The 22466-nt window shown below is 71.8% G+C and carries 20 protein-coding genes; 6 read left to right on the top strand and 14 right to left on the bottom strand.

Features of this window, described 5'->3' with window-relative positions:
• Positions 1-36: 36 nt before the first annotated feature.
• Positions 37-1242 carry a carbohydrate ABC transporter permease gene (locus ACFC1I_RS15195; protein WP_376011044.1) on the bottom strand — a complete coding sequence of 402 codons (1206 nt, stop codon included), beginning with the start codon at positions 1240-1242 and terminating at the stop codon, positions 37-39.
• A 9-nt stretch (positions 1243-1251) separates the two neighbouring features.
• Positions 1252-2511, bottom strand: a complete 1260-nt coding sequence (locus ACFC1I_RS15200) for an extracellular solute-binding protein (RefSeq protein WP_376011047.1) — start codon at positions 2509-2511, stop codon at positions 1252-1254.
• Positions 2512-2699: 188 nt separating this feature from the next.
• Here ACFC1I_RS15200 and ACFC1I_RS15205 point away from each other — a divergent pair, with 188 nt between their 5' ends.
• Positions 2700-3719: a LacI family DNA-binding transcriptional regulator gene (locus ACFC1I_RS15205; RefSeq protein WP_376011050.1), complete on the top strand. Its 1020-nt coding sequence runs from the start codon at positions 2700-2702 to the stop codon at positions 3717-3719.
• Between the two features lie 47 nt (positions 3720-3766).
• Here the strand turns inward: ACFC1I_RS15205 and ACFC1I_RS15210 are convergent, their stop codons facing one another.
• From ACFC1I_RS15210 to ACFC1I_RS15220, 3 genes are all read right to left on the bottom strand, one after another.
• Positions 3767-5017, bottom strand: coding sequence for an MFS transporter (locus ACFC1I_RS15210; RefSeq protein ID WP_376011052.1), 1251 nt, complete (start codon positions 5015-5017; stop codon positions 3767-3769).
• Positions 5014-5598, bottom strand: a complete 585-nt coding sequence (locus ACFC1I_RS15215; protein WP_376011055.1) for a helix-turn-helix domain-containing protein — start codon at positions 5596-5598, stop codon at positions 5014-5016. Before ACFC1I_RS15215 ends, ACFC1I_RS15210 begins: the two co-directional genes overlap by 4 nt.
• A gap of 62 nt (positions 5599-5660) precedes the next feature.
• Entirely contained in the window at positions 5661-6461 is an 801-nt protein-coding gene (locus ACFC1I_RS15220) for an IclR family transcriptional regulator (RefSeq protein WP_376012072.1), read from the bottom strand.
• Positions 6462-6513: 52 nt separating this feature from the next.
• On the opposite strand from ACFC1I_RS15220, the gene hutH reads away from it, so the two are divergent.
• Genes hutH through hutI form a run of 3 tightly spaced genes read left to right on the top strand, consistent with a single transcriptional unit; the run spans position 6514 to position 11210 of the window.
• Positions 6514-8085, top strand: a complete 1572-nt coding sequence (hutH, locus tag ACFC1I_RS15225; protein ID WP_376011058.1) for a histidine ammonia-lyase — start codon at positions 6514-6516, stop codon at positions 8083-8085.
• Positions 8086-8087: 2 nt separating this feature from the next.
• A complete protein-coding gene (hutU, locus tag ACFC1I_RS15230; protein ID WP_376011060.1) occupies positions 8088-9821 on the top strand; it encodes a urocanate hydratase in 1734 nt (577 codons plus the stop codon).
• Between the two features lie 12 nt (positions 9822-9833).
• Positions 9834-11210: an imidazolonepropionase gene (gene hutI / locus ACFC1I_RS15235; protein WP_376011062.1), complete on the top strand. Its 1377-nt coding sequence runs from the start codon at positions 9834-9836 to the stop codon at positions 11208-11210.
• A gap of 48 nt (positions 11211-11258) precedes the next feature.
• Here hutI and ACFC1I_RS15240 read toward each other — a convergent pair whose 3' ends face one another.
• From ACFC1I_RS15240 to ACFC1I_RS15265, 6 genes are all read right to left on the bottom strand, one after another.
• Complete coding sequence (locus ACFC1I_RS15240; RefSeq protein ID WP_376011065.1) at positions 11259-13637, bottom strand: LamG-like jellyroll fold domain-containing protein; 2379 nt, start codon at positions 13635-13637, stop codon at positions 11259-11261.
• A 171-nt stretch (positions 13638-13808) separates the two neighbouring features.
• Complete coding sequence (locus tag ACFC1I_RS15245) at positions 13809-14279, bottom strand: histidine phosphatase family protein (RefSeq protein WP_376011068.1); 471 nt, start codon at positions 14277-14279, stop codon at positions 13809-13811.
• Positions 14276-15172 (bottom strand): agmatinase family protein, encoded by an 897-nt coding sequence (locus ACFC1I_RS15250; protein ID WP_376011070.1) that lies wholly within the window; start codon positions 15170-15172, stop codon positions 14276-14278. The genes ACFC1I_RS15245 and ACFC1I_RS15250 overlap by 4 nt, the downstream gene beginning before the upstream one ends.
• A gap of 21 nt (positions 15173-15193) precedes the next feature.
• The gene (locus ACFC1I_RS15255; RefSeq protein ID WP_376011073.1) at positions 15194-15544 is read right to left on the bottom strand and encodes a gamma-glutamylcyclotransferase family protein; all 351 of its coding nucleotides are present in this window, start codon (positions 15542-15544) and stop codon (positions 15194-15196) included.
• 76 nt (positions 15545-15620) lie between these two features.
• Positions 15621-16892, bottom strand: coding sequence for a DUF445 domain-containing protein (locus ACFC1I_RS15260; RefSeq protein WP_376011076.1), 1272 nt, complete (start codon positions 16890-16892; stop codon positions 15621-15623).
• A gap of 3 nt (positions 16893-16895) precedes the next feature.
• Positions 16896-18098 (bottom strand): acyl-CoA dehydrogenase family protein, encoded by a 1203-nt coding sequence (locus ACFC1I_RS15265; protein WP_376011078.1) that lies wholly within the window; start codon positions 18096-18098, stop codon positions 16896-16898.
• Between ACFC1I_RS15265 and ACFC1I_RS15270 the strand changes: the two genes are divergently transcribed.
• Entirely contained in the window at positions 18097-19104 is a 1008-nt protein-coding gene (locus tag ACFC1I_RS15270; protein WP_376011081.1) for a TIGR00341 family protein, read from the top strand. The genes ACFC1I_RS15265 and ACFC1I_RS15270 overlap by 2 nt on opposite strands.
• A gap of 83 nt (positions 19105-19187) precedes the next feature.
• On the opposite strand, the gene ACFC1I_RS15275 is transcribed toward ACFC1I_RS15270, so the two are convergent.
• Positions 19188-19685, bottom strand: coding sequence for a MarR family winged helix-turn-helix transcriptional regulator (locus tag ACFC1I_RS15275; protein WP_376011084.1), 498 nt, complete (start codon positions 19683-19685; stop codon positions 19188-19190).
• 144 nt (positions 19686-19829) lie between these two features.
• Here ACFC1I_RS15275 and ACFC1I_RS15280 point away from each other — a divergent pair, with 144 nt between their 5' ends.
• On the top strand, positions 19830-20234 hold the full coding sequence (locus tag ACFC1I_RS15280) for a pilus assembly protein CpaE (RefSeq protein ID WP_376011087.1): 405 nt from the start codon (positions 19830-19832) through the stop codon (positions 20232-20234).
• Between the two features lie 9 nt (positions 20235-20243).
• On the opposite strand, the gene ACFC1I_RS15285 is transcribed toward ACFC1I_RS15280, so the two are convergent.
• Positions 20244-21152, bottom strand: coding sequence for an intradiol ring-cleavage dioxygenase (locus ACFC1I_RS15285; protein ID WP_376011090.1), 909 nt, complete (start codon positions 21150-21152; stop codon positions 20244-20246).
• Between the two features lie 63 nt (positions 21153-21215).
• Positions 21216-22424, bottom strand: coding sequence for an MFS transporter (locus tag ACFC1I_RS15290; protein WP_376011093.1), 1209 nt, complete (start codon positions 22422-22424; stop codon positions 21216-21218).
• Between the last annotated feature and the right edge of the window lie 42 nt (positions 22425-22466).

A 22466-nucleotide genomic window follows, 5' to 3' on the forward strand; every position in this document is an offset into this window, starting at 1 on the left:
GCGCGGTCCTGGGCGTCTTGTCGACGCTCGTGTCGGTCATCGCGGGCCCCCGTCCTCTCGGTCACGGTCTTCGCCGCGGGATGCCTCGCGGGCGTCCGGCGGAGCGGGCACCTGGTTGCCGGCGACGGTCGCAGGGCTCGCGGTCGACGGTCGCGTCGGCAGCTCGTACTGGCGGGCGCGGCGCCGGGACACCGGGCGCTCGCGGAGCACCCAGCGCTGGAACAGCGTGAACAGCACGATGATCGCGAACAGGATGAAGGCGATCGCCGCGCCCTGCCCCCAGTCCTGGTCGAGGAAGCTCGCGTCATACGACAGGTAAGCGGGCGTCAGCGTCGTCTTGGCCGGTGATCCTCGCGTGCCGGTGTAGATCTGATCGAACACCTGCCAGCAGCCGATCAGGCCCAGGGTCAGCACGGTGAACAGCGCGGGGCGCAGCTGAGGCAGTGTCACCCGCCAGAACCGCTGCCACGCGTCAGCGCCGTCGACCATGGCCGCTTCCTGGATCTCGGGGCCGATGTTCTGGAGCGCGGCGAGGAACAGCAGCATGAAGGTGCCGCTCGTCGTGAAGATCCCCATGAGGATGTACGCCGACATCGCCACGGACGGGCCCGCCATCCAATTCCACCACGACACGGCGATGAAGCCGTTCTCCGTCAGCACCGCGGGCCCCTCGCGGACGCCGAGGCCCGACAGCAGCACGTGGAAGATGCCGCGCGGATCGGCGAACCAGTTGGGTCCGTCGATGCCCACCACCGCGAGGAACGCGTTGACCACGCCCCGCGGGTTGAAAAGGAACAGCCACAGCACCGTGATCGCCACGGTCGCCGTCACCGACGGGAAGTAGAAGGCGGTGCGGAAGATCCCACGACCGCGGAGCACGGCGCCGTTGACGAGCAGGGCGAGGAACAGCGACAGCGCCGTCTGCAGCGGCACGACCAGCGCGACGTACCAGGCGTTGTTGCGCATCGCGATCCCGAAGTCGCGCGCGGCCAAGCCGTCTCCGGTCGCGACGGTCGCGTAGTTCTCGAGGCCGACGAAGCCCACGTTGCCCGAGAACGGGCTCCCGCGGCCGCTCCAGTCCGAGACGCTGACCCACAGGGCCATCAGCACCGGCACGAGAAGGAAGACGCCCAGGATGAGCAGGACGGGCAGGGTGAAGACCCAGCCCGCCAGCGTCTCGCCGCGCCGGATGCCCGATCGGGCATTCCGTGCGCGGCGAGGCGCTGACACGGTGGCAGTCATCGGGACGCCTCAGCCGACGATCGCCTCGAAGTTCGACTGGACCGTGTCGAGGATCTGCTGCGGGTCGCCGTCCTTGAGACCCTGGAGCTCGGCATTGAAGTCCGTGATCACGTCGGAGCTGCCGTCGTACGTCGGGAATCCCTGTGCGTAGTCCGCGCCGGCGAGGAAGGCCGCGAGGTCCGGGTTGTCGCTGGTCCACTGATCCGCGGCCGACTTCGCCGAGGGCATCGGCCCGAACGACTTCGAGAAGGCCAGCTGCTGGTCGGCGCTCGTCATGTACTCGACGAGGTCGAGCGCGGCCTTCTGGTTGGGGCTGTCGGCGGCCATGCCCCAGCAGTTCGTGAACTGCAGCGTGCCCTTGCCGCCCGGCCCCTCCGGAAGCTCGGCGACGACGTAGTCGACGTCGGGGAAGTCGTTCGTCATGGCACCGGTGATCCAGTTGCCCTCGATCGTCATGGCGCTCAGCTGCTTGCCGAAGGCCTCACCGCCCCAGCCCGCGCCGAGGTCCTGCGCATACGCGAACGATCCCGCCGCCATCTGGTCCTTGACGTACGTGAGGGCGTCGACGTTCTCCTGGCTGTTCGCGATCACCTCGCCGTCCTTGATGAGACCGCCGCCGGCCTGTGCCATGAAGGTTCCGATGCGCTGCCACTCCCAGCCGAAGCTGAGACCGACGACGCCGTCCTTCGTGAGCGTCTGGGCGACCGTCGACAGTTCGTCCCACGTCGTGGGGATGTCGTCGTCGGTCAGGCCTGCGGCATCCCACAGTCCCTTGTTGATGATCAGGGCGAGCGTCGAGAAGTCCTTCGGCGCGCAGTAGAACTGGTCGTCGTAGGTGAAGTTGTCGACGAGCGCGGGATAGAAGTCGTCCTTGTTCGCGAGCTCGTCGCCGTACGCCTTGAGCGAGCCGTTGTCGGCGTAGCCCGCCAAGAGCTCGGGCGCCAGGTAGAAGAGGTCCGGCGGGTCACCCGCCGCGAAACCCTGCGAGAGCTCCTGCGCCTGGTCGGTGGCCACCTTCACCTCGACGTCGACGCCCGACTCCTCCGACCAGGCCGCCGCGGCCTCCTTCACGGCGTCCGTCTCGGCGTCGCCGCTGGAGCCGAAGAGGATCGTGAGCCCGTCGTCGGAGCTGGTGAGCTCGCCGCCGGATGCGCCGCCGCCTGCGTCTCCCGAGTCGTCGAAGCCCGAACCGCAGCCCGCGAGCGCCAGCGCCCCGGTGACGAGGAGTGCTCCGGCCGCCAGGCCGGCGCGGGGGATGTGCCGTGTCATGTCTCTCTCCTTTGATGAGTCAGGCGTGACGGCCGGCGAAGGACGACTTCGTGTGCGGTCGATCAATTTGAACGATCAAAGTCCACCGTCAACGGTCAACGTAGAGCGGGCCGGGACCGACTGTCAACCCGTTTGACGGGCCCGTAGGATAATGATTTGAACGCTCAAGTGCCGCGTCGGGAGGTCCCATGGCGAAGTCGCCGACGGTCGAAGACGTCGCGCGCGAGGCGGGAGTCTCGCGGCAGACGGTGTCGAACGTGCTCAACTCGCCGGAGATCGTCAGAGAGGCCACCCGGGACCGGGTCCGCGCCGCGATCACGCAGCTCGGCTACGCGCCGTCGATGGCCGCGCGACGACTCCGCACGCAGCGCAGCGCGACGATCGGCATCCACCTCGATCCGTACGCGGGGGGAATCTCCGGGATCGTGCTCGACCGGTTCATCCATGCGCTGACCGATCGCGCGACACCCCGCGGCCTCCGCATCCTCGTGTACGCGGCGAACGACGCTGAAGAGGAGCTGCGGCGCGTTCGGCAGCTGCGCGAAGGGGGAGAGATCGACCGGATCGTGCTGACGGGCACGTATGCCGGCGATCCTCGGGCGGACTGGCTCGCCGAGCACGGCATCCCGTTCGTCGCCTTCGGCCGCCCCTGGGGCGAACCCGGCGCGGGCGTGGCGATGGGCAATCCCGAGCGACCATGGGTGGACGTCGACGGTGCGGCCGGCACGCGGGCCGCCACCGTCCACGCGATGGCGAACGGTTCGCGCGTGGCGTTCCTTGGCTGGCCTCGCGGCTCGGGCACCGGGGACGATCGCGAGCGGGGCTGGCGCGAGGCCGTCGGGATCGGGATCGACTCGCCCGCACCTCTGCGCTGGACCGCGGTCGACACCGTGCCGGCCGCGCGAGCGGTGGTCGAGCAGGAGCTCGCCGCGGGTCCGGTCGACGCCATCGTGTGCGCGAGCGACACCCTGGCGGTCGGTGCCCACCTTGCCGCCTCCCACAGCGGCTGGGCCGACATGCACGTCGTGGGATTCGACAACACCCCGGTCGCGCAGGCCCTCGACCTGTCGAGCGTCGAGCAGCGCCCCGAGCGCGTCGCCGAGGCGGTGCTCGACCTTCTGGTCGCCGACGCCGACACGTACGACGGGGACTGGCACCGTCTGATCGAGCCCGAACTGGTCGTGCGCACGCGCGAGCAGCCGACGTAGGCCGGCGATATCGTGCCGACAGATGCTGCGGCGCGATCGCCGATGCTTCAGCTTGCGTGCGTGGCCGTCTCCGCGAGGCGGCGGGTCTTCCCTGCGCGCGGTGGGCGGGGGAGCCAGAGCAGGGCGATGACTCCGCTCAGCAGGTAGAGGCATCCCTGCAGCTCGAGGAGAGGAAGCAGGCCGATCGGACCGTCGGAGAGGGCGCCGAGGAGGATGCCGGCCGCCTGCCCGAGTGCGCTCACGAGCCCGACCGCGGCGAACACGGCACCACGCTGCCACGGGGCGGAGTGCTCCTGCAGCACGCTCATGAGCCCCGCGATCATGATCACGCCCGGTGCGCCGACGGCGGCGAACAGCGCGACATAGGGCCAGATGTCGGTGGTCAGCGCGGGAAGGTTCCACGTCACGAGCGAGAGCGCGCCGAACGCGAACAGGCTCAGCGCCGTGAGCCCCCGCGGCGACGACCCGCGCACGAGGAAACCGAGCACGACGCCCGCGATGATCGCGCCGATCGCCTGGACGCCGCGCAGAAGGCCGACGTCGGCGTCCGATCCGCGCAGGCCGAGCGCGAAGAGCACGAAGAGGACGAGGAACATGCCCTGCGCGACGCTCGACACGAAGATCACAGCGAACGCGCCCCTCAGCCGGGGGATGCGGAAAGCGGCGAGGAGCCCGGTAGGCCTGCGGGCGGCTCCCTCGTCGGGGGAGTGCGCGTCGGTCGGTGCGGCGACGGCGGGCAGCGTCGCGATGAGGACGGCCGAGGCGACATAGGTCAGTACGTCGACCGCGACGATCAGCCGGAGGTCGCCGACGGCGAGGAGCACGCCGCCCAGCGGGCCGCCGATGAGGCGCCCCAGATTCTGGTTGAGGCCGATCAGGGCATTGGCCGAGACCAGGCGGGTGGTGTCGACGAGCTCGGGAAGGAGGGTGTTCTTCGCCGGCTCGAACAGCGTGCTGAGCGAGGCGTGCACGAAGATCACCGCGTACGCCAGCGGGAGGTCGCCCAGGTCGTCGACCCACAAGAGCGGCAGCAGCGCCAGCGCCTGCCCGACGTTGACCGCGACCATGATCCAGCGCCGGTCGAATCGTCCGACGAGCCGGGCCGCGAGAGGCGCGAGCACCACGGCGGGGATGAGTTCGAGCAGGAACGCGATCGACGCGCCCAGGGCCGAGCCGGTGAGCTGGAACACGACGAGCGGCAGGGCGATGAAGAGGAGCCAGTCGCCGGTGTCCGAGATGAGCCCGGCCGTCCACAGCCGCCGGAAGGCGGGGATCGCGAAGGCGCTGCGCGAGGTCATCGCGGCTCCTCCCCGAATGTGGGTCGCGGAAACGCCAGCAGGGAGAGGCTGGCGACCGCTGCGTCGTCGGGCGCGTCTGCGCGGGTCGCGGCGATGTACGGCCGGACGATCGCGTCGATGCGCTCCACGAGTGACCGCAGCTCGGCGGGCGTCACGCGCAGGCCGTACTGGGCGTGGGCGTCGACGTCGCGCCACTCGCCCTCGATACGGTCGCGGCGCCGCACGTGCTCGCGCGCCAACTGGTAGTCGAGCTGGAGAGATGCCTCGAGCATCGCGGTCGCGCTCGCCGCCACCGACGGGTCCTCGGAGTCGAGGTCGAGACTCAGGCCGGTGATCGTCGCCTGCCACGGTCGTTCCCGGCCGTCGGCGGACGCGACCGGCTCGACGAGCCCGTGCTTGGCGAGCACCCGCAGGTGATAGCTGCAGTTGGACGGGTTGTCGTCGACCGCCCGCGCGCACTCTGACGCGGTGGCGGCGCCGTGCGACATGAGGAAGCTGAGCAGGTCGAGGCGCACCGGGTGGGCGAGCGCCTCGAGTGCCGCGGGGTCGCTGAGCGTGCGTCGGATCTCGGGTGCGGCCATGATCATCCAATCTGAAAGACGGTTTCAGATTAGATCGAGTCGGAAAAATCTGCAAGAGCCTTTCAGAGTTTCGACGTGGTCGGACGCGCGCCGCCGATGCGCCGGCCGAGCTCGGCCGCCACGGGGGCGACGAGCTCCGCGAAGTCGCCGGCCTCGCGCGCGCCGTCCGTCGGGAAGGTCACCGCGATCGCGGCGATCGGCCAGCCGACGTGGTCGAGCACCGCGACGCCGACCGACCCCAGCCCGAGGGTGACCTCGCCGTCCTCGGAGGCCCACCCCCGCTCCCGCACGCCGCGGAGCGTCTCGCGCAGCTCGCCGGGTCGCCGCGGACCCCGGCCGGTGCGATCGGCGAAGGCCGCGGCATCCGGGAACAGCGCCCGCACCTGCTCGCGCGGAAGCGCCGCGAGCATCGCCCGGCCCGTCGCGGTGAGATGCGACGGCAGGCGGACGCCGACGTCCGTCACCAGCGCGGGCCGGCGCGGCGCGCGCTCCTCCACGATGTACAGCACGTCGCGCCCGTGCATGACGGCGAGGTGCGCGCTCTCGCCGGCGCGGTCTACGAGGTCGGCGAGCACGGGACGGCCCAGTCGCGCCAGGGGTTCCTGGCGGGAGTAGCCGCCGGCGAGCTCGAACGCGGCGATGCCGAGCCCCCAGCGGCGATCCTCGGGCAGGTGCACGACGAACTGGTGCTCCTGCAGCGCCGCGAGCAGGTGGTACACGGTGGAACGGGGGATGCCCAGCGCTGTCGCGATCGTGCGCGCGGGGACCGGCCCGCGCTGTCGCGCGAGGTACGACAGGATCCGCAGCGTCTGGTCGGCGGCCGGCACCTGAGGTCGTGTCTCGCTGTCTGGGATCACAGACAGAGGATCCCACGACCCGCTGTCGCGTACCAAGGCCGAGGTGTGGAATCGGACCATGACCATCGTCACGCACACTCCCGCCAGCGACCTCGCCGTCGTCACCGTCGGCGCGGCGCCGCTGCGTCCCGACGAGGTCGTCGCCGTCGCCCGACACGGCGCCCTCGTCGAGCTCGCCCCCGAGGCGCTCGCCCGCGTCGCGGCGACCCGCGCCCTCGTCGAGGGCCTCGCCGACGACCCCGAGCCGCACTACGGCATCTCGACCGGGTTCGGCGCCCTCGCCACCACGTTCATCGCCCCCGAGCGCCGCCTTCAGCTGCAGGCCAGCCTCATCCGTTCGCACGCCGCCGGCACCGGTGCGGAGGTCGAGCGGGAGGTGGTGCGCGCGCTCATGCTGCTGCGCCTTCAGACCCTCGCGACCGGCCACACCGGCGTCCGTCCCGTCGTGGTCGAGACCTACGCCGCGATGCTCGACGCCGGCATCACCCCGATCGTGCGCGAGTACGGCTCGCTCGGCTGCTCCGGAGACCTCGCGCCGCTGTCGCACGTCGCGCTCGCCGCGATGGGCGAGGGGCGCGTGCGCACCGCGACCGGCGAAGAGGCCGACGCGGCGGAGGCGCTGGCCGCAGCATCCATTCCCTCTCTCGTCCTGCGAGAGAAGGAGGGACTCGCGCTCATCAACGGCACCGACGGCATGCTCGGGATGCTGCTGCTCGCGCTCCACGATCTCTCGATGCTGCTCGACACGGCGGACGTCGCCGCGGGCATGTCGGTGGAGTCGCAGCTCGGCACCGACGCGGTGTTCGCCGCCGACCTGCAGGCGCTCAGGCCGCAAGTGGGGCAGGCGGTGTCGGCCGCGAACCTGCGGGCCGTGCTCGCGGGCTCGGGCATCATGGCATCGCACCGCGATCCCGCGGTGTGCACCCGCGTGCAGGACGCGTACTCGCTGCGCTGCTCGCCGCAGGTGCACGGGGCCGCGCGCGACACCGCCGACCACGCGCTGCTCATCGCCTCGCGCGAGCTCGCCGCAGCCGTGGACAACCCGGTGATCACGGACGACGGGCGCGTCGAGTCGAACGGCAACTTCCACGGCGCACCGGTCGCGTACGTGCTGGACTTCCTCGCGATCGCGGTGGCCGACGTCGCCTCGATCTCGGAGCGGCGCACCGACCGCGCCCTCGACCGCGCCCGCAGCAACGGCCTGCCGCCGTTCCTCGCCGACGAGGTCGGCGTCGACTCGGGCTTCATGATCGCTCAGTACGCCGCCGCCGGGATCGTCTCGGAGCTGAAGCGGCTCGCGGTCCCGGCATCCGTCGACTCGATCCCGTCGTCGGCGATGCAGGAGGATCACGTGTCGATGGGGTGGGCCGCCGCACGCAAGCTCCGCCGCGCGATCGACGGGCTCGCGCGCGTGCTCGCGATCGAGGTGCTCACCGCCGCGCGCGCCCTCGACCTGCGCGCTCCGCTCGAACCGGCTGCCGCCACCGGCGCCGTGCGCGACCTCGTGCGCACCGTCGCCGGCGGCCCCGGCCCCGACCGCCACCTGTCGCCCGAGATGGAGGCCGTGACCGCGCTCGTGCAGTCCGGCGCCGTCGCGGCGGCCGCCTACCAGACCACCACGAAGGAGTGACGATGTCCGTTCCGACAAGCTCGACGACCGCGCCGGCCGCCCGCGGGCTCGGCGAGCACGCCGTGCGCGCCCCGCGCGGCCCCGAGCGCACCGCCAAGAGCTGGGGCGCCGAAGCCGCCAAGCGCATGCTCATGAACAACCTCGACCCCGAGGTCGCCGAGCACCCTGAAGACCTCGTCGTCTACGGCGGCACCGGGCGAGCGGCTCGGTCGTGGGAGGCGTTCGACGCCATCGTCCGCACCCTCGACGAGCTCGAGCCCGACGAGACGCTGCTCGTGCAGTCCGGCAAGCCGGTCGGGGTCTTCCGCACGCACGAGTGGGCGCCGCGCGTGCTCATCGCCAACTCGAACCTCGTGGGGGACTGGGCGACGTGGCCCGAGTTCCGCCGCCTCGAAGAGCTCGGCCTCACGATGTACGGGCAGATGACCGCGGGGTCGTGGATCTACATCGGCACGCAGGGCATCCTCCAGGGCACGTACGAGACGTTCGCCGCGGTGGCGCGCTCCCTCGCCGAGAAGAGCGGGACGGATGCTGCGACCGCGAGCCTCGCCGGAACCCTCACGCTCACCGGGGGCGCCGGGGGCATGGGCGGCGCGCAGCCCCTCGCCGTGACCCTCAACGGGGGAGCGGTGCTCATCGTCGACGTGGACGAGTCGCGGCTCGCCCGCCGCGTCGAGCACGGCTACCTGGACGAGTACACGACCGACCTCGATGCGGCCCTCGCGCGGGTCGTCGCGGCGAAGGAGGCCGGCGAGGCGCTGTCGGTCGGCGTCGTCGGCAACGCCGCCGAGGTCTTCGGCGACGTACTGCTGCGCCACCGGGCCGGCGAGGTCGCGGTCGACATCGTCACGGATCAGACCAGCGCGCACGACCCGCTGGCGTACCTGCCGGTGGGCATCGCGTTCGAGGACTGGAAGGCCGAGGCGGCCCGCGATGCCGAAGCGTTCACCGCCCGCGCTCGCGGATCGATGGCCAAGCACGTCGCGGCGATGGTGGGATTCCAGGACGCCGGGGCCGAGGTCTTCGACTACGGCAACTCGATCCGCGCCGAGGCGCAGCTCGGCGGCTTCGACCGGGCGTTCGCGTTCCCCGGCTTCGTGCCGGCGTACATCCGTCCGCAGTTCGCCGAGGGCCGCGGACCGTTCCGCTGGGTCGCGCTCTCGGGCGACCCCGACGACATCCGCAAGACCGACGAGGCCGTCAAGGCGCTGTTCCCCGACAACGCGGGGCTCGTGCGCTGGCTCGACAAGGCCGGGGACGCGGTGCACTTCGAGGGACTGCCGGCCCGCATCTGCTGGCTCGGCTACCAGGAGCGACACCTCGCCGGACTGAAGTTCAACGAGATGGTCGCCTCGGGCGAGCTGTCGGGCCCGATCGTGATCGGCCGCGACCACCTCGACGCCGGATCGGTCGCCTCGCCCTACCGCGAGACCGAGTCGATGGCCGACGGCTCCGACGCGATCGCCGACTGGCCGCTCCTCAACGCGCTGCTCAACACCGCGTCGGGTGCGGCCTGGGTCTCGATCCACCACGGCGGCGGCGTCGGCATCGGCCGCAGCATCCATGCCGGTCAGGTCACGGTCGCCGACGGCACGCCGCTGGCGGCCGAGAAGCTCGAGCGCGTTCTCACAAACGACCCCGGCACCGGCGTGATGCGCCACGTCGACGCCGGGTACGACCGCGCGAAGGAGGTCGCGCGCGAGCGCGGCCTGAACGTGCCCATGCTCGACGACTGACGGACGGATGCCGTGACCACGACGCTCATCACGAACATCGGCGAACTGACCACCAACGTCGCGCGCGACGGCGATGCTCTGGGCACGCTGCACGACGCCGCCGTGCTCGTCGTGGGGGACCGCATCGCCTGGGTCGGCCCCGCCGCCGCCGCGCCCGCCGCCGCTCGCGCCGCCGCGCCCGCAGCCCGCTCGACCGCGCACGCCAACGACCGCGAGAGTACTTCTGATGGACGAGAGGTAGGGAACCAACCCGCATCTCGTCCACCAGGTGTTCTCTCGCGGGAGGAGGGGGTCGAGCGCGACGGCGGGGGCGAGCGCGACGGAAGGGGCGAGCGCGGCCAGGGGGTCGAGCGCGACGCGGGCGGGGGCCGGGTCGAGGTCGTCGACGCCGGGGGGCGTGCGGTCATCCCGGGGTTCGTCGACAGCCACACGCACCTCGTGTTCGGGGGCGACCGGGCCGACGAGTTCGAGGCGCGCATGACCGGTACGCCGTATGCCGCAGGGGGCATACGGCGTACCGTCGCGGCGACCCGTGCCGCGAGCGACGACGAGCTGCGGGCTCGTCTCGCGGGCTTCGTGGCCGAGCTCCACGCGCAGGGGACGACGACGTTCGAGGTCAAGACGGGCTACGGGCTCACCGTCGCCGACGAGGAGCGGCTCGCGCGGCTCGCGGCCGAGGTGACGCCCGAGGTCACCTTCCTCGGCGCGCACGTCGTGCCCGCCGAGTACGCGGAGCGGCGGGGCGACTACGTCGATCTCGTGTGCGACGAGATGCTCCACGCCTGCGCGCCGCACAGCCGGTGGATCGACGTTTTCTGCGAGCGGGGGGCCTTCACGCCCGAGGAGTCGCGGCGCATCCTCGCCGCCGGCGTCGCGCAGGGCCTGGAGCCGCGCGTGCACGGCAACCAGCTCGGGCCGGGCGACGGTGTGCATATCGCTGTGGAGCTGGGCGCAGCATCCGTCGACCACTGCACGTATCTCTCCGACGACGATGTCGCCGCGCTCGCCGGGTCGCGCACGGTCGCGACGCTGCTGCCGGGCGTCGAGTTCTCGACCCGCCAGCCGTACCCCGACGCGCGGCGGCTGCTCGATGCCGGCGTCACCGTCGCGCTCGCGAGCGACTGCAACCCGGGGTCGAGCTTCACGAGCTCGATGCCGCTGGTGGTCGCGCTCGCCGTGCGCGAGATGGGCGTGACGCCCGCCGAGGCGGTGTGGGCGGCGACCGCCGGCGGCGCGCAGGCGCTGCGCCGCGACGACGTCGGCGCGCTCGCTCCGGGCATGCGCGCCGACCTCGTGATGCTCGACGCACCGACGCGCGTGCACCTCGCGTATCGGCCCGGCGTGCCGCTCGTGCACACCGTGTGGGTCGGCGGCGTCACCCGCGCATGACAGGAGCCGCCCGGCGCAAGGCCGGGCGGCTCGTTGTCGCGTCCCGCGTCAGCGTGCGGCGAGCTCCGCGACGTCGGCCGGCGCGAGCGCCGAGCGCCACACGGTCAGCTCGTCGACGTCGCCCCGGAAGGGCGTGTCCCACCAGTTGACGCCGAGGGCGAAGACGTTGCCCGGTCCCGAGAGCAAGTCGGGGAAGCCGGTGCCCTGGAAGCGCAGCTCGCCGTCGATGTACACGGATGCCGCGCCGCCGTCGACGACGAACGCGACGTGCGACCACTCGCCGACGAGCAGGCTCCGCCCTGTGCCGGCGTCGTACCACTGCGCGCCCGACCACAGCATGGTCGAGCCGCCGACGCCGTCGTGTCCGCGCGGCACGAGGCTCACCCACGAGTTCGGGTTCGCCGCGGCGAAGAACGCGGTCGTGTACGACGTGAGCGCCTCGGGCCGCAGCCACATGCTCAACGAGTACGACGAGCCCTGCACCAGTCCGTCGGGCAGCCGCACGCCGCCGGTGCCGTCGAGGTGCAGCGCACCGCCCTCGACGCCGTCCGTGACGAACGCCGCGGCAGCGGCCGCGGGGGCGTCGATGCGGGCGCCGGTCGGTGCGGCGTCGGTGAAGGCGCCCGCAGCATCGGCCAGCGTGCCGTCGAACGCCCACGCGCCCGCGAGCACGCCGGGTGTGCGTGCGAGCACGACGACCTCGAACGAGACGGATGCCTCGGCCCCGCCGTTGCGGATCGTGGCGGTGAGCGTCGCGCGGGCGTCGGGCTCGCCGATGCCGGGACGCGTCACGGTGCCGTCGGCGGCGACGACGGCCGCGTCGGAGGTCGCCCACGCGATCGTCGTGCCGCCCGTGCCCGACGTCGGCAGGTCGAGGTCGACCGTGACGCCCGAGGTGTCGCCGAGCGACAGGTCGGCGGCGACCGCTTCGACCGCCGCGCCGCCGGTGAGCTCCACGGACCGGCGTCCCCACAGCGTGACGCCGGCCGCTGACACCGCGGTGAAGCCGGTCGACCACGCCTCGCGGTCGGGATCCCACACCGGCGCGAACACGCCCTTGTAGACCACGCCGTCGATCGTGAGGGTCGCGGTGTGCTGCCCGGTGAGCTTCCAGCCGCCGTCGACGGCGCCGCTGACGCGACCGGTCTTGCCGAAGGACGCGTCGGATGCCTCGGCCGCCGTCGCCGTGATGTCCTTGCCCATGTCGACCAGCTGCCACGTGCCGACGACGTCGTCGCGCTTCACCTTGCCCGCCGTCTCGCCCGCGTATCGCATGGGCGACACCAACGGCCAGCCGTCCGCGTTCATCCACATCTGGTGCACCCGTACCTCGTGCAGCTCGCCGGTGCCGGGGAAGCGGGCGTGGAAGACCATGAACATGCGCCCGGTGCCGGGGTCCCGGTACCACGACGTGTGGCCGGGGGAGACGTAGCCGGTTCCGGCGCCGGTGCCCGGGTCTCCGAGCTCGCGCCCGAAGAGGTGCCCGCCCATGAGCTTGACGCCGAACGGCTGGATCGACACGTCGTCGAACAGGGGCAGCGACGGGTCGGCCTTCACGTCGCGCATGTCGTTGCCCTGCGCATCGAGGTACGGGCCCGCCACAGACTTCGAGCGGGCGACGCGCACGTCGTACCCGCCGGTCACGCCGAGGCCGCCGAACGACAGATAGAGGTAGTAGTAGCCGGTGTCGGCGTCGTACTGGATCGTCGGCGCCTCGATGCGGCTGTGGTTGCCGCCGACGAGGTGCGTGCCGTACCCCTGGCCCGGCAGCGGCGCGCCAGTCGCAGCATCCATCTCCAGCAGGTAGATGCCGCCCGAGTACGAGCCGTAGACCATCCACAGCCTGCCGTCGGCGTCGTAGAACGCATCGGGGTCGACGGTGTTGGGGTGACGGCGCGCGTCGTAGGTCTCGCCCGGGTTCTCGGACTCGCCCTGCATGCCGCTCTTGAGCAGGATGCCCTGGTTCTCGTACGGACCGTCGACGGTCTCGGAGGTCGCGAGTCCGAGCGCCGACCGCGGCGACGCCCCCTCGCACGCGTTGTAGTACATGGCGTAGCGGCCGTCGGGCAGCTGGATGACGTCCGCGGCCCACAGGGTCGAGGTCTGCGCCCATTCGAACGTCTCGGCGAGCTCGGTGTAGATGTCGTCGAACAGCGCGTTGTCGGGGTTCTGCGACAGATCGATCGTGTTCTGCTGCCACGACATGAGATCGGTCGTGTGCGCCGACGCCCCGTGAGATCCGAACACCCAGATGTCGTCGCCGGACGTGACGATCGACGGATCATGCACCGTGACGTCGTCGAACACCGGGGCGGGTGGGACGGGATCGGGCTTGGCCCAGGCGGGGCTCGCGCTGAGCGCGCCCGCGACGAGCAGTCCGGCAGTGGTCAGGGCGAGCGCGGTGCGAGGACGTACGCGGCGCGTCATGGAGTCTCCAGTTCGACAGTGGACGGGACGACGGATGCTGCGCCTCGACGCCGAGCCGTCAGACCGTCGCTCGCAATCTATAACGATGTAGACCACGAGTACAACGATGTAGAACCAGATTTCACTCGAGACGGTGCCGGCCCGCGTCACGTGCAGGCCGACAGGCGGGGGTCAGCGGGGCACGTCGAGCGTCCAGTTGTCGGGGTCGACGGCGCTGGCGACGTCCCAGTCGTCCTGCGCCCAGAGGAACGTCGCGACGGCGCACGTCGGCATGTGGTCGATGTCGTCGCCCGACAGGCTCGCCGCGAGCGCGCTCATGCCGGGGTCGTGCGCCACCACCATGACCGTCGCGGCGCGTGTGGCCGCGGCCGCCGCGAGCAGCGTCTTCGCGGGCGCGCCGTACAGCTCGGGGTCGAGCGAGACGGCCACGCCGAGCTCGGCCGCGAAGGCCTCGGCCGTGGTGCGCGCCCGCACGGCGGTGCTCGACAGGATCACGTCGGGCCGGAACCCGGTGGCCGCGAGCCGCGCCGCCATGCGGGGTGCGTCGCGCATGCCGCGGTCGTTGAGCGGACGGTCGTGGTCGTCCAGGCCCGGGTTGCCCCAGTCGGACTTGGCGTGCCGCACCAGGGCGAGACGGATCATGAGGTCACCTTTCCTGAGGCCTTGGCGGCGAGGAGTTCGAGCACGCACAGCGCCGCGAGGCGGACGGTCCGCCCGTCCGGGGCATCCGCCGTGGCATCCACCTCGGCGATGTCGGCGCTGCGCACGCGGGGGTCGGCGGCGAGAGCACGCACGAGAGCGCGCAGCTCCCACGCGGCGAGGCCCCCGGGAACGGATGCCGGACACCCCGGCGCGACGGAGCGGTCGCACACGTCGACGTCGACGTCGAGATGCACCGCGCGGCCGCCGGCCCCGGCGATCTCGAGCGCCTCGGCGGCGACGTCGGCAGCGCCGCGGCGGCGCAGGTCGTCCATCGTCACCACGGTGATGCCGTACTCGGCCGCACGCCGGGCGTACGCGACGGAGTTGGCGAAGTCGGCGATGCCGAGCTGCACGATCCGCCGCCCGTCGAGGCCGTCTTCGACGAGGCGGCGCACCGGCGACCCGTTCGAGACGCCGTCGCGCAGGTCGAAGTGCGCGTCGATCGTGATGAGCCCCGCCGCGCCCGCGCCCTGCGCAACCGCATACGTCACCGAGTTGTCGCCGCCCAGCGCGACGACGAGATCCGCGCGTTCGCGCAGCTCCGCGACCGTGGAGCGGACGGATGCCTCGCCCGCCGGCCCGTCGGGCTCGTCGATGTCGCCCGCATCGGCGATGCGCAGCACGTCGTCCAGGTCCACGGGCGGCGGTCCGAGGAGCGTCGGGCTGTAGCGGCGCAGGGCTTCGCGGATCGCGGCGGGGGTGGCATGAGCGCCGGTGGGGGACAGGGACGTGCGGAATGCGGGGACACCGAGGATCGCAGCATCCCATCCGCCGTCTTCGAGAGGGGGCCATGCGCCCGCGCGGGGCCACAGCGGATCATGGGAAAGCGTCACGTCTCGACGCTACCGGGCGCGTCAGGCCGCGACGTAGACCCACGCGGAGCGACCGCTCGCGAGCACCACCGCGCAGCGTCGGTACAGCGCCGCCTCGTACTCGTCGGCCGCGTCGAGTTCGTCTTCACTGAGCAGCAGCGTCCGGCCGACGACCTTGTCGAGCGGGTTGCCGGTCTCGCGCACGACCGGGTGCACGGAGAGGCCCGACAGGTCGACCACCCGAGTGTCGGGGATCTCCGCGTAGTCGACGGTGTACCCGGGCAGGGCGTCGGGCTCGCCCTCGACCAGGCGGCCGAACGTGTCGAGCTGCACGTCCGCATTCTGCAGCGTGCCGTAGCTGAAGAGGTACTCGGTGGGCTCATCCGCGGACACGGCCCCAGGCTAGACCCTCGTGCCCGCCGAACGGCGGGGACTTCACGCACTCTTAACACTGCGCGCCCGCGCCGCGTCAGCCGAGGAACGCGTGGGCGACCGAGAAGATCGCGAGGCCGGCCAGGGCGCCGACGATCGTGCCGTTCAGGCGGATGTACTGCAGGTCGCGGCCGACCATGAGCTCGATCTTCTCGGTGGTCTCTGCGGGGTCCCACCGCTCCACCGTGTCGGTGATGATCGACGCGATGTCGTGGCGGTAGCGGTCGACGAGGAACACGGCGGCATCGGTGACCCAGGTGTCGACGCGGCGCTGGAGCGCAGCATCCGTCGTCAATCGCTCGCCGATCTCGACGAGCGCCTCGACGCCCCGACGGCGCAGGCCGCTCTCGGGGTCGGCGAGGGAGCGCAGGAGCCCCGCCTTCGCGGTCGTCCAGGCTTCGCCGGCGAGCTCGCGCACGCGGGGGCTGTCGAACACCGCGAGCTTGGCGTCTTCGAAGCGCCCGATCGTCGCGGGGTCGTGCTGCAGGTTGCCGGCGAGGCGGCCGAGGTAGCCGTCGATCGCGACGCGGGCGGGATGCTGCGGATCGGCCTGCACCGCCGCGACGAACTTGACCGCCTCGTTGTAGACGGTGTCGTCGACGAACCGGTGCGCGACCGAGGGCACCCAGCCGGGCAGCCGGCGCGAGACGACGCCCGTGAACGCGACCTTGTTGGCGGCGAGCCACGCGGCCACCGTGTCGGCCGCGAGATCGACCGCGCCGTGGTGGGCTCCGGCGGCGATGATGCGCTCCAGCCACTCGCCGAGCGGCGGCCCCCACTCCGGCGCGATGAGGTGCTCACGGGCGAGTTCCTCGATGACGTCCTTCACGTCGTCGTCGCTGAGCGCGCGCAGCACGCTTCCCGCCATGACGGATGCCTCGGCCGCGACCCGCTCGGCATGCTCGGGCGCGCTCAGCCATTCGCCGAGACGCCGGGCGATCGCGGTCTGGTCGAGCTTGGTGCGCACCACGTCGGCGCGGAGGAACTCGGTCTCGACGAACTCGCCGAGCGTGCGGCCGATCTCGTCCTTGCGGCTCGGGATGATCGCAGTGTGCGGGATCGGGATGCCGAGCGGATGCCGGAACAGCGCCGTCACCGCGAACCAGTCGGCGAGCGCGCCGACCATGCCGCCCTCGGCCGCCGCACGGACGTAGGCGAGCGCGGGGATCTCCTGCTGGAACGCGAACGAGAAGGCGAACAGCACGGCCATGAAGATCAGCGCACCGAGAGCGACGCCCTTCATGGTGCGCAGCGCGCGGCGGCGCTCCTGGTCGGCAGGGCTCAGGAGGTGCGTCGGGGTCGGCGACATGCGTCAGTCCTCGAGCGGCCCGAGCCACGCGGTCGCGACCGTGGAATGCGCGGATTCGGGGTCGGAGGGATGGAAGAGCCCTGCCAGCACGTCGCGGTAGAGACGGCTGAGCTCGTTCGCCGAGAAGTACGAGGACCCGCCCGCGACGAGCACGGCCTCGTCGACGATCTGCTTCGCGGCCGTCACCGCGCGGTGCTTGACGCCCGCGAGCAGCGAGAACCACCGCGACCCGTGATCGACGAGGCCGTCGACGTCGCGGGCGAGCGCGTCGATCTGCGGCGGCAGCGCGTCGTAGGCGAGCGCCATGCCGGCGATGCGCCAGCGGATGTCGGGATCCTGGCTGTGCGCCTTGCCCGTGCGCTTCGACGTGCGCGCGGCCGCGGCGCCGGCTGCGAGGTCGAGCGCGCGCCGCGCGATGCCGGTGTACACCGAGGCCAGCAGGATCTCGAACACGCTGAAGATGCCGAACACCAGCGGGTCGGGGTTCGGGCCGGGGGCGAGCCGCCGCACGATGCGGTCGGCCGGCGCCACCGCGTCGCGCAGCACCGTCGTGCGGGACTGCGTGCCGCGCATGCCCAGCGTGTCCCAGTCGTCGCGCACGACGACGCGGCCCGCCTGCACCTCCGAGCGCGGCACGAACGCGTAGACCATGCGCGGGGCGTCCTCCGAAGAGGTGTCGAGCCCGTGCAGGCCCAGCTGCGTCCACACCGGAGCGAGCGACGTGAAGATCTTGGTGCCGGTGAACGAGTACCCGCCGTCGGGGAGGGGCGCAGCATCCGTCCCGCTCCCGAACAGCACGAGGTCGTTCCCCGCCTCGCTGATCCCGAACGCGAACACCTCGCCGGCGGCCGCCCCCTCCTGCACGAACCGCAGCGCGTCGATGCCGCGGTCGGCGAGCACCTTCGCGACGCCCGTCCACACCAGGTGCATGTTGATCGCGAGAGCCGTCGCCGGGGCGGCCCCCGCGAGCCGCTGCTGGAGGACGGATGCCTCTGCCAGCCCCAACCCGGAGCCGCCGAGCTCTTCGGGCACGAGGATCGCGAGGTACCCGGCATCCTTCAGGTCCGCGAGGTCGTCGTCGGGGAACGTGTTCTCGCGATCGTGCACGGCTGCCCTCGCGCGGAAACGCTCCAGCAGCTCGTCGGTCAGGATCTCGCTCGGATCGAAGGGGGCCACCACGCCATTCTTACGCGATGATGTGCGCATGGCGACGCTCTCGGAGATGCTCCAGGCGCTCATCCCGCCGACTCAGCGGCAGACCGCGGCGGAGGTGACCGAGGCGCTCGACCTCGGATCCGGCGACCGCGCCGGCAAACGCAGCGGATTCCTCATCATGCTGACCCTGGCCGGCATCATCGCGATCGCCGGCGTGCTGACCGACTCCACCGCGACCGTCATCGGCGCGATGATCATCGCACCCCTCGGCACTCCGATCCTCGGCATCGGGCTGGGCATCGTGACGGGTCACCTCAGCCTGGTCGTGCGGTCGATCATGTGGGTGGTGCTCGGGCTCGTCATCGTGATCGTGCTGGGCCTGGCGTTCTCGCTGTTCGTCGCGACGCCCGAGAGCCTCGAGACGAATTCGCAGGTTCTCGGGCGCACTTCGCCGAGTTTCATGGACCTGGTCGCGGCGCTCGCCACAGGGTTCGCGGGCGGCTTCGCGATGTGCCGCCGGGACCTGAGCGCGATCCTCCCCGGCGTCGCGATCGCGATCTCGCTCGTGCCGCCGCTGGGCGTCGTCGGGGTCTGCGCGGGGCAAGGGCTCTGGGCCGACGCGCTCGGTGCGCTGTGGCTGTTCCTCTCGAACGTCGTCGCCCTCGTCATCGCCGGCAGCATCGTCTTCACGCTCGCCGGCTATGCGCGCGACCCTGGGTCGTCGCCCGTGGCGAACCGGCGCCGCGCCTACGTCATCGTCACCCTGCTGGCGGTCGTCATCGCGATCCCGTTGGCGGTGAACTCCGCGGTGTCGTTGGCGCTCGCGCGCTGGTCGGTGGCGATCCAGGACTCCGTGACCGACTGGCTCAGCGCAGACGACGGCGCCCGGGTGTACGGCGTGGACTGGTCGGGGGCGACCGCCACCGTCGCCATCACGACCGATGACGGTCAGACGCCGTCGGTCGAGGACCTGCGCGACGAGCTCGCGAGCATGCTGCCGTCGTTCGTCGGGGTGATCGTGGACGTCGGCCAGGGCGTCGAGATCACCGTGCAGTAGGTGCCACTCGCCGGGCTCGGGCGCGTGCGGCGAACGGTGCCTCGAACGTCGTCTGCGGCCGATGTGGCCGCGGCTGGGAGTTCTCAGCGCACGGCGTCGAGGGCGTCGGCGATCTTCGCCAGCACGGCGGCGGCGACCTCTGCCCCGTCGTCGGGGAGGTGGTCGATGACGTCGACGATCGTCTCGTGGTGGGCGGCGAAGGCCTCGTCGACACGCTGCACGCCTTCGTCGGTGGGGACGAGGAAGTGCGCCCGCCGGTCGCTCGGGTGCTGCACACGCCGGATGTAGTCACGGGCGACGAGACGCTCGACGACATTGGTGACGGTCGCGCTCGACGTGTCGAGCATGACGATGAGGTCCTTCGGGCCGAGGTCGCGCTCGTCGCGCATGCCCTGGACGAGATAGCGGAGCGCCGTGAGGTCGATGGCGGAGAGCCCCGACTCGCGGAGCGCGCGGTCGGACTGGTGTCGCTCGGCGCGCCGGAGATGCAGGAGCGCCTCGCTCAGCCGACGGCCGGCCTCGGAGTTCGGCGGCGCCGCGTACAGGTGCTCGCCCTCGTGGCGGATGACGTTCTGGGGCATGCGCGTACTGTATTCCACACCGACTGTGACAACCAGTGAATTACACACCCGCTGTGATACATGGTGACGGGGAATGACAGAGTGTGAAGCGCCGCCGGCGCCGGCCCTCGCCGCCTGAGCGCGCGGGCGCGCCAGAATGGTGTCGTGATCTCGACGGAACTGGCGCTGGCGCTGCGCGAAGCGGGCCTCGTGTGGCACCCGCACTCGGGCGACCGCTTCCAGCTCGACGAGCCGGAGTTCGAGGCCGACGTCTTCACCGTCAGCGAGATGACCGTCGAGCCCCGCGAGTACCCGACGGGGCGCATCCTCGCCTTCAACGGCACGACCGAGTGGGCGCTGGATTCCGTCGCCCTCGAGGACGCGCTGTGGCTGCCGCACGAACACCAGCTGCGCGAGATGCTCCGCGGGGCCTTCCGTTCGCTCCGGCGGCTGCCCGACAACCACGAGGTCGAGATCGTGCTGGGCGGTGAGCGGCACGTGTTCGCACACCCCGAGCCCGCCGATGCCTACGCGCTCGCGCTGCTCGAGATGCTCCGCCGCCTCGCGTGAGCCGGACCGCTACACCCCGATCGTGAGGGCCGCGGTGTAGCCCGCCGCCACCGAGCCGGACATGGTGGCGAGCTGGTGCACGGCGCCGTCGTCGCGGAACACGTTGTCGCTCTGCAGCGACACCTGCGAGGCGTTGCGCACACTCTGCGCATACCCGCTCGTCGCGTACACGGCGTCGTTGGTCTCGGGCGGCAGCGCGATCTGACTCGTCTTCACGATCGGGCCGCTCGCGACGGCCGTCGCGATGTCGTCGTACACCTCGAAGTGGATGTGCGGCCAGCGCCCCGAGTAGCACGCCGGATAGATCGAGGTGAAGGTGACGGTGCCGTTCGCGTCGGTCTCCTGCACCCCGCGCAGGTAGTTCTCGTTCTCGACGCCCCGGCTGTACAGCGAGTAGTTGCCGTCGCGGTCGCAGTGCCAGAGATACACGCCGCGGCCCGCGAGCGGCGCTCCGGTCGCGGCATCCCTCACCGTCAGCGCGATCGTGAGCGGCACGCCTGCGGCGACGGTCGACGACGAGCCGAAGCTCGAACGGATGTCGCCCCGCACGATGCCCGAATCATCGAGCACGTCGACGCCGTTCGACCCGTCCGCCGGGTAGGGGCCGGCGGTCTCTTCGGGTACCTCTTCGAGGGGGACGGATGCTTCGGCCTCGGTCGTCGCGGACGCCGACGGCGTCGCGCTCGGCGTGGCGGAGCCGGCGGGCGAAGGGGTGGCCGAGGCATCCGTCCCGTCCGTCGCGCCGCAGGCGGCGAGCAGGCTCGTCAGCGCGACGCCGCCGAAGATGCCGAGCGCTCGGCGCCGGTCGACGAGGGTGCGGATGTCGTAGACGAGGCCGCGGTGGTCCTCGTCGATCGGGGTGCCGTCGGCGTCGAGCCAGTCTCGATCGTTCCGGGCGGGGGAGTCGTCGGGAGTCATGCCTCGAGTAGAGCGGCTACGGCTATGCGAGGGCTATGCCACGGCTATGCGTGGCACATCGGGTCAGCCGATCGTCGTGACGGGCTCGGTGTCGGGGATCGGGCTCGCGCCGCGCACGCGCAGGTCGGGCAGGCCGCGCGCGAACACGACGGCGACGAGCAGGGCCAGCCCGCAGAACACCGCGGCGGCGGAGTACGCCGCCGTCACACCGCCCGGGCCGTCGATGAGGATGCCGGCGACGGCGGAGCCCGCCGCCGCGCCGATGAGCTGGCCCGTGCCGACCCACCCGAACGCCTCGGCGGTGTCGCTGAACTTGACGCTCGCCGTCGTGACCGCTGAGAGCACCGCGAGCGCCGGAGCGATGCCGATGCCGGCGACGAAGAGGGTGGCGCCGATCCACCACACATTGACCCACAGAGCAGTGAGGGCGAGCCCAATCGCGACGACGGTGAGGCGCCGCGCCGTGGCCCAGCGGCCCATCGGCAGGTGCCCGAAGGTGAGTCCGCCGGCGAGGCTGCCGATCGAGAAGACGGCGAGCACGAGTCCCGCCTCCAGTCCGCCGTGGTCGAAGGTCGCCACGACGCTCGCCTCGACGGCGGCGAACGAGCCGATGAGGAGGAAGCCGATGACCGTCGCCAGCAGGATGGGCGGGCGGGTCAGCACCTTTCCGAACGAGCGCTTGCTGCGCGGGATGCGCACGCGGCCGACCTCGGGGGAGAGGATGAACCAGGCACCGCCGGCCACCAGGATCACGACGACCAGCATCAGGCCGACGACCGTGCCCGCCTGCGTGGCGACGAAGGTGATGAGCACCGGCGCGAGGATCCAGATGAACTCCTGCAGCGAGGCGTCCAGCGAGTAGAGCGCGGTCAGCTGCGTGGAGTTGACCATCTTGGCGTAGATGGTGCGCACCGCCGCGACGATGGGCGGCGTCGCGGCGCCCGCGATGAAGCCGAGGACGATGTAGACGGGCACCGGCGCGACGAGCAGCGCGATGGCGGTGAGGGATGCTGCGGCCACCGCGGTCGTGAGGGTGAGCACCCTGCGCATGCCCCAGCGGCCCATCCAGCGGCTGGTGACCGGGCCGGCGAGAGCCTGGCCGATCGACACCGCGGCGAGCACGACACCGGCCGCGCCGTACGAGCCGGTGATCCCCTCGATGTGCAGGAGGATCACGAGGCTGATCATCCCGTTGGGGAAGCGCGCGGTCAGCTGAGCCGCGATGATGCGGGCCACCCCGGGGGTGCGCAGAAGTTCCCGGTAGCCGGCCACCCGACAACGTTACGGCACGCCCGCGGGTGTCTTGGCGCGGCG

The organism is Microbacterium sp. NPDC056044 (assembly GCF_042267145.1).
Lineage (GTDB): Bacteria > Actinomycetota > Actinomycetes > Actinomycetales > Microbacteriaceae > Microbacterium.

Coding starts and splice junctions, on each gene's coding strand:
- ACFC1I_RS15195 (WP_376011044.1), bottom strand. CDS start 1,242: ATGACTGCCACCGTGTCAGCGCCTCGCCGCGCACGGAATGCCCGATCG.
- ACFC1I_RS15200 (WP_376011047.1), bottom strand. CDS start 2,511: ATGACACGGCACATCCCCCGCGCCGGCCTGGCGGCCGGAGCACTCCTC.
- ACFC1I_RS15205 (WP_376011050.1), top strand. CDS start 2,700: ATGGCGAAGTCGCCGACGGTCGAAGACGTCGCGCGCGAGGCGGGAGTC.
- ACFC1I_RS15210 (WP_376011052.1), bottom strand. CDS start 5,017: ATGACCTCGCGCAGCGCCTTCGCGATCCCCGCCTTCCGGCGGCTGTGG.
- ACFC1I_RS15215 (WP_376011055.1), bottom strand. CDS start 5,598: ATGGCCGCACCCGAGATCCGACGCACGCTCAGCGACCCCGCGGCACTC.
- hutH (WP_376011058.1), top strand. CDS start 6,514: ATGACCATCGTCACGCACACTCCCGCCAGCGACCTCGCCGTCGTCACC.
- hutU (WP_376011060.1), top strand. CDS start 8,088: ATGTCCGTTCCGACAAGCTCGACGACCGCGCCGGCCGCCCGCGGGCTC.
- ACFC1I_RS15240 (WP_376011065.1), bottom strand. CDS start 13,637: ATGACGCGCCGCGTACGTCCTCGCACCGCGCTCGCCCTGACCACTGCC.
- ACFC1I_RS15245 (WP_376011068.1), bottom strand. CDS start 14,279: ATGATCCGTCTCGCCCTGGTGCGGCACGCCAAGTCCGACTGGGGCAAC.
- ACFC1I_RS15260 (WP_376011076.1), bottom strand. CDS start 16,892: ATGTCGCCGACCCCGACGCACCTCCTGAGCCCTGCCGACCAGGAGCGC.
- ACFC1I_RS15270 (WP_376011081.1), top strand. CDS start 18,097: ATGGCGACGCTCTCGGAGATGCTCCAGGCGCTCATCCCGCCGACTCAG.
- ACFC1I_RS15265 (WP_376011078.1), bottom strand. CDS start 18,098: ATGCGCACATCATCGCGTAAGAATGGCGTGGTGGCCCCCTTCGATCCG.
- ACFC1I_RS15275 (WP_376011084.1), bottom strand. CDS start 19,685: ATGCCCCAGAACGTCATCCGCCACGAGGGCGAGCACCTGTACGCGGCG.
- ACFC1I_RS15285 (WP_376011090.1), bottom strand. CDS start 21,152: ATGACTCCCGACGACTCCCCCGCCCGGAACGATCGAGACTGGCTCGAC.